Source organism: Micrococcus sp. KRD070, from assembly GCF_017168435.1.
GTDB lineage: Bacteria > Actinomycetota > Actinomycetes > Actinomycetales > Micrococcaceae > Micrococcus > Micrococcus luteus.
In genome coordinates, this window is the sequence record NZ_JABFNH010000018.1 from 21,877 (window position 1) to 25,934 (window position 4,058).

Annotated in this window: 3 protein-coding genes and 1 pseudogene; 2 read left to right on the top strand and 2 right to left on the bottom strand. The window is 72.7% G+C overall.

The window, feature by feature from the left end; translation table 11 throughout:
* The coding region (locus tag J1M38_RS06330) for a glycerophosphodiester phosphodiesterase (protein ID WP_241246526.1) at nt 1-812 on the top strand (812 nt) is incomplete at its 5' end.
* A gap of 11 nt (nt 813-823) precedes the next feature.
* Here the strand turns inward: J1M38_RS06330 and J1M38_RS06335 are convergent.
* A complete protein-coding gene (locus J1M38_RS06335; protein ID WP_241246537.1) occupies nt 824-2,110 on the bottom strand; it encodes an aldehyde dehydrogenase family protein in 1,287 nt (428 codons plus the stop codon).
* Nucleotides 2,111-2,133: 23 nt separating this feature from the next.
* Here J1M38_RS06335 and J1M38_RS06340 point away from each other — a divergent pair.
* Nucleotides 2,134-2,391: pseudogene (locus tag J1M38_RS06340) on the top strand (phosphoglucomutase, alpha-D-glucose phosphate-specific); the annotation flags it as partial.
* Here the strand turns inward: J1M38_RS06340 and J1M38_RS06345 are convergent.
* On the bottom strand, nt 2,279-3,991 hold the full coding sequence (locus J1M38_RS06345; RefSeq protein WP_241246538.1) for a phosphoglucomutase: 1,713 nt from the start codon (nt 3,989-3,991) through the stop codon (nt 2,279-2,281). The pseudogene J1M38_RS06340 and the gene J1M38_RS06345 overlap by 113 nt on opposite strands.
* Between the last annotated feature and the right edge of the window lie 67 nt (nt 3,992-4,058).

A 4,058-nucleotide genomic window follows, 5' to 3' on the forward strand; every position in this document is an offset into this window, starting at 1 on the left:
CCGCCTACCTCACCGACTCCGTCCCCGCCCGTCGCGGCCACCCCCTGGGGTTCGCGCACCGGGGCGCCGCCGTCGACCGGGAGAACTCCCTGGCCGCGTTCGTGGACGCCCACGCCGCCGGGTTCACCTACCTCGAGCTGGACGTGCGCACCACGGCGGACGGCGAGCTCGTCGTGTTCCACGACGAGGCCCTGGACCGTGTCAGCACGGGCCGTGGCCGGCTGCGCGACCACACGTGGGAGCGGCTGGCGGACGTCACGGTCGGCGGGGAGCCGCTGCTGCGCTTCGCCGAGCTGCTGACGGCGCTCCCCGAGGCCCGCCTCAACGTGGACCTCAAGGACCGTGCGTCGGCCCCGGCCCTGGCCCGCATCCTCGCCGAGCACGGCGCCTGGGACCGCGTGCTCGTCGCGTCGTTCCACGACTCGCGGCGCCGCCTCTTCCGGCGCGCCCTCGCCCGCCTCGGCCACCCCGAGCGGGCGTACGGGCCGGAGCGGGTGGCGACGTCGGGCGGGGCGGCCGCCATCGCGGCGCTCGTGACGCTGGGCCCGCTGGGACTGACCCGCTGGCTGCGCCGGTACGCCCTCGACGTCGACTGCGTGCAGGTGCCCGTCCGGCACGGCCGCGTGCCCGTGGTGCGGCCCGCGTTCGTGCGCCGGTGCCACGCGGCGGGCCTGCCGGTGCACGTGTGGGTCGTGGACGAGCCAGGGGAGATCGAGCGCCTGCTCGACCTCGGCGTCGACGGGATCATGACCGACCGTGCCGACGTCCTCGCCGAGGTCTACGCCCGCCGCGGCTTCTGGCCGCAGCGCTGATCCCCGCCCCCTCAGAGCATCTTCGGCAGCAGCGCCCGCTTCATCCGCCCGTACGGCGGGTACGCGGTCTTGAGCGTGTCCACTTGGTCCGACTTCGTGATGGACGGGCGCAGGTGGGAGAACGTCTCGAACCCGTGGATGCCGTGGTACGCGCCCATCCCGGACGCGCCGATCCCGCCGAACGGCAGCGTCGCGATGCCGGCGTGCAGCAGGCCGACGTCGTAGCCGAGGCCGCCGGCCTGCACCTGGTCGTCGAACGCGCGGTGGTAGCTCGGCCGGTCCGTGAAGAGGTAGGCGGCCAGCGGGTGCGGGCGCTCCGCGATGAAGTCCAGGGCGTCCTGGAAGGTGTCCACGGTCAGCACGGGCAGGATCGGGCCGAACAGCTCCTCCTGCATGAGCGCGCCGTCGGGCCGCACGCCCGTCACCACGGTCGGCGCCATGTACCGTCCTGCCACATCCACGTCGCCGCCGACGAGCAGCTCGGCGCCGGCGTCGAGGTCCGTCTGGAGCATCTCCCGCAGCCGCTCCGCGTGCTCGGCGGAGATGAGCCGGCCGTAGTCCTTCGACGCGCGGGGGTCGTCGCCGTAGAACTCGCGCAGGGCGGCGGGGATCTCGGCGGTCACCTGGCGCAGCGCGGCCTCGCCGACGGCCAGCACGTAGTCCGGGGCCACGCACGTCTGGCCCGCGTTGGTGAACTTCGCCCACGCGATGCGGCGGGCCATCGCTCCCGTGTTCCGCGACGGCGTCACCACCGCCGGCGACTTGCCTCCCAGCTCGAGCGTCACGGGGGAGAGGGTCTTCGCCGCCGCCTCGTAGACGATCCGGCCCACGCGCTCCCCGCCGGTGTAGAGGATGTGGTCCCACGGCTCCGCCAGCAGCGCGGTGTTGCACTCCTTGCCGCCCGCCACCACGGAGACCAGCGCGGAGTCCAGGTACTGCGGCACCAGCTCCCGCAGCGCCGCCGCCGTGGCCGGGGCCTTCTCCGACGGGCTGAGCACCACCGTGTTGCCGGCCGCCAGCGCACCCACGACCGGGGCGAGCGCGAGCTGCACCGGGTAGTTCCACGCGCCGATGACCAGCACGAGACCCTTGGGCCGCGGCCTGACCTCCGCGCTCGCGGGCCGCAGGGCCAGCGGCAGCTTCACGGGCCGCGGCTCCATCCAGTCGGTCAGGTGCAGCAGCGCGTGGTCCACCTCGGAGCGCACCGAGACGATCTCCGTGATCAGCGCCTCGGTGGCCGGCTTGCCCAGGTCCGTGCCGAGCGCCGCGACGAACCGGTCCGCGTGCTCGGTCAGCATCCGCTTCAGGCCCTTGAGCTGGCGCACCCGCGACCGCCGAGCAGAAGGCGAAGCTGAAGACCCTCTCCCCCGACGACGTCCCCGTGACCGAGCTGGCCGGCGAGACCATCCTTGCGACGCTGACCAACGCCCCGGGCAACGATGCCCCGATCGGCGGGCTCAAGGTGGTCACGCAGCACGCGTGGTTCGCGGCGCGGCCCTCCGGCACCGAGGACGTCTACAAGATCTACGCGGAGTCCTTCCGCGGCCCCGAGCACCTGACGCAGGTGCAGGCGGAGGCCTGTCTCTTATAACACATCTAAAAAAAAAAAAAAAAAACGGGGCATCGTTGCCCGGGGCGTTGGTCAGCGTCGCAAGGATGGTCTCGCCGGCCAGCTCGGTCACGGGGACGTCGTCGGGGGAGAGGGTCTTCAGCTTCGCCTTCTGCTCGGCGGTCGCGGGGGCGTCGATGCGCGCGTACGCCGGGTCGCCGTGCAGGGCGACGAGGTCGCGGTACCGCTCGGACGGGGACTGGCCCGTCACGGCGATGATCTCCGCAGCCAGCAGGCACAGCAGCAGCCCATCCTTGTCCGTGGACCACGGGCTGCCGTCGAACTGCACGAAGGACGCGCCCGCGGACTCCTCGCCACCGAACACACCGGTGCCCGTCAGCAGGCCCGGCACGAACCACTTGAAGCCCACCGGCACCTCCACGAGCTCGCGGCCCAGGTCCCCGGCCACGCGGTCGATCATCGAGGAGCTCACCAGGGTCTTGCCCACGCCCGCGCTCTGGGGCCACTGCTCGCGGTGGCGGTACAGGTAGTCGATGGCCACGGCGAGGTAGTGGTTCGGGTTCATCAGCCCGCCGTCGGGGGTGACGATCCCGTGCCGGTCCGCGTCGGCGTCGTTGCCGGTGGCGACGTCGAAGGGCGCCTGCCCGTCCGCGTCCGGGGTCATCCGCTCGATCAGCGAGGCCATCGCGTTCGGCGACGAGCAGTCCATGCGGATCTTGCCGTCCCAGTCCAGGGTCATGAACCCGAACCGCGGGTCCACCTCCGGGTTCACCACGGTCAGATCCAGCCCGTGGCGGTCGGCGATCTCGCCCCAGTACGCCACGGACGCCCCGCCCATGGGGTCGGCGCCGATGCGCACGCCCGCCTCGCGGATCGCCTCCACGTCGATCACCTGCGGCAGATCGGACACGTACCGGTCCAGGAAGTCGAAGCCGCCCAGCTTCGCGTGGCCGGCGACGTCGGCGCTCGCCACCCGATGCACGCCCGCCAGCCCGGCGGCGAGCAGCTCGTTGGCGCGGTCGGCGATCCACGTGGTCGCCTCGGTGTCCGCGGGGCCGCCGTGGGGCGGGTTGTACTTGAAGCCGCCGTCCGCGGGCGGGTTGTGCGAGGGGGTGATCACGAGGCCGTCCACGAGGCCGGCGTTGTCCCCGTCCACCGCGAAGCCCGACGGCGACAGCTCGCGCCCGGCGTTCAGGTGCAGGATCGCGTGGGACACGGCGGGGGTGGGCGTGTAGCCGCCGCGGGAGTCGACGAGCACCTCGACGTCGTTGCCGAGCAGCACCTCGACGGCGGTGTCCTGCGCGGGCCCGGACAGGGCGTGCGTGTCCCTGCCGACGAGGACCGGCCCCGTGATCCCGTGGTGCGCGCGGTACTCGACCACGGCCTGCGTGATGGCGGCGATGTGGTCGTCGTTGAACGAGGTCGTGAACGCGGAGCCGCGGTGGCCGGAGGTGCCGAACACGACCTTCTGCGCCGGGTCCGTCACGTCCGGGTGACCGGTGTGGTACGCCTCCAGGAGGGCGTCGACGTCGATCAGGTCCTGCGGCAGGGCGGGGAATGGCCGGTGCGCCGGGGGCGAAGCGGCCCGCTCTTTCTTGACATGTTCCAGAGAACCGGATGGGATCGACTGGCATGGAGACCACGACGCGGGACGAGGACGAGCGCACGCTGCTGCG